We start from the raw sequence: 1,648 nt of genomic DNA on the forward strand, positions 1-1,648 counted from the left end.
TCGCCGAGCCAGATGTTGTCGCCCATGCCGATCTCGTCGCCGTAGTAGAGGATCGGCGAGCCGGGCAGGGAGAGCAGGAGCGCGGTGAAGAGCTCAATCTGGTTGCGGTCGTTGTCGAGGAGGGGGGCGAGCCGCCGCCTGATGCCGATGTTGGCGCGCATACGCGGGTCCTTCGCGTATTCGGCCCACATGTAGTCGCGTTCCTCGTCGGTGACCATTTCCAGGGTCAGCTCGTCGTGGTTGCGCAGGAAGATGCCCCACTGGCAGCCGGAGGGGATGGCGGGGGTCTTGGCGAGGATTTCCGAGACGGGGTAGCGCGATTCCCGGCGCACGGCCATGAAGATCCGCGGCATCACCGGGAAATGGAACGCCATGTGACACTCGTCCCCGCCGCTGCGGTAGTCGCCGAAGTAGTCGACGACGTCCTCCGGCCACTGGTTCGCCTCGGCCAGCAGCACCGTGTCCGGGTACTGCGTGTCGATCTCCTTGCGCACCCGCTTCAGGAAGTCGTGGGTCGCGGGCAGGTTCTCGCAGTTGGTGCCCTCGCGCTGGTAGAGGTACGGCACCGCGTCCAGCCGGAAGCCGTCGATGCCCAGGTCCAGCCAGAAGCGGAGCGCGGAGAGGATCTCCTCCTGGACGGCCGGGTTCTCGTAGTTGAGGTCGGGCTGGTGCGAGAAGAAGCGGTGCCAGTAGTACTGCTTGCGGACCGGGTCGTACGTCCAGTTGGAGACCTCGGTGTCGACGAAGATGATCCGCGCGTCCTGGTACTGCTTGTCGTCGTCCGCCCAGACGTAGTAGTCCCCGTACGGCCCGTCGGGGTCCTTGCGCGACTCCTGGAACCACGGGTGCTGGTCGCTGGTGTGGTTCATGACGAAGTCGATGATGACGCGCATGCCGCGCTGGTGGGCGGCGTCGACGAACTCCACGAAGTCGGCGAGGTCACCGAATTCGGGGAGCACGGCGGTGTAGTCGGATACGTCGTAACCGCCGTCCCGCAGCGGGGACTTGAAGAAGGGCGGCAGCCAGAGGCAGTCGACGCCGAGCCACTGCAGGTAGTCGAGTTTCGCGGTCAGGCCCTTGAGGTCGCCGATGCCGTCGCCGTTGCTGTCCTGGAAGGAGCGGACCAGGACCTCGTAGAAGACGGCGCGTTTGAACCAGTCCGGGTCCCGGTCCTTCGCGGGAGTGTCCTCGAAGGTGTCCGGGACGGGTTCGTTGACGATCATTGTGTGGGTGACCCTCCGATCCGCGGGGACGGTCGCAGGACGGTGAGGATGTGCGCGGCCCGGTGCCCCGGTTCCAGGCGCACATAGTTGGCCCTGCCCCAGTTGTAGGTTTCGCCGGTGAGCTCGTCGCGCACCGGCACCGACTCGTGCCAGTTCAGGCCGAGTTGCGGCATGTCCAACGAGACCGTGGCCTCCTGGGTGTGGTGGGGGTCGAGGTTCACGACCACCAGAACCGTGTTCGAGCCGCTCCGCTTGCTGTAGACGATCACCGCGTCCTGGTCGGCGTGGTGGAAGTGGAGGTCGCGCAGCTGCCGCAGGGCCGGGTTCGCCCGCCGGACGGTGTTGAGGCGGGTGATGAGGGGGGCGATGCCGTCGGTGTCGGCGAGGGCCCAGTCGCGGGGTTTGAGCTGGTACTTCTCGGAGTC

1 protein-coding gene and 1 pseudogene are annotated in these 1,648 nt (G+C 66.3%); both read right to left on the reverse strand.

Annotation, left to right across the window (positions count from 1 at the left end):
• Positions 1 to 1,223, reverse strand: a 1,223-nt coding sequence (treS, locus tag ABT137_RS50930) for a maltose alpha-D-glucosyltransferase (RefSeq protein ID WP_351720888.1), incomplete at its 3' end; no start/stop codon positions are given.
• Positions 1,220 to 1,648: pseudogene (locus tag ABT137_RS50935) on the reverse strand (DUF3459 domain-containing protein); the annotation flags it as partial. The pseudogene ABT137_RS50935 and the gene treS, both read right to left, overlap by 4 nt.

It is taken from the genome of Streptomyces sp. NPDC001980, from assembly GCF_040296885.1.
Lineage (GTDB): Bacteria > Actinomycetota > Actinomycetes > Streptomycetales > Streptomycetaceae > Streptomyces.